The sequence below is a fragment of the Hymenobacter terrestris genome, from assembly GCF_013377905.1.
Lineage (GTDB): Bacteria > Bacteroidota > Bacteroidia > Cytophagales > Hymenobacteraceae > Hymenobacter > Hymenobacter terrestris.
In genome coordinates, this window is the sequence record NZ_JABKAV010000174.1 from 1 (window position 1) to 277 (window position 277).

The 277-nt window shown below is 67.9% G+C and carries 1 protein-coding gene; it reads left to right on the forward strand.

The window, feature by feature from the left end:
- Positions 1–73: 73 nt before the first annotated feature.
- A partial coding sequence (locus tag HW556_RS18500; RefSeq protein WP_176901585.1) for a hypothetical protein occupies positions 74–277 on the forward strand: 204 nt, incomplete at its 3' end.

Here is a 277-nt window from a genome sequence, read left to right on the forward strand (position 1 = left end):
TCCCTCCCAAGAAGCCGTGGCCGTTACCCGTTCCCCCGCTCCCCCTGCCCCAAGTTCCGCAGCTCCTGCGCCGGTGCCTTCCGCTCCCCCTGCGGTGCCTTGTCCCTTGCCGGTGTACCAGCTGGAGGAGTTGGGGAAGCAGTTGGCCGGTACGTCCCGCCTGAGCCCGGCCGCGGTGAAGCAGTGGGTGAAGCAGTACCCCCGCTTGCTCCGCTGGTTTGCCGAATACGGCGAAGGACAAGACCTGCGCGTGGTGGACACGCTCAACTGCCCCGGA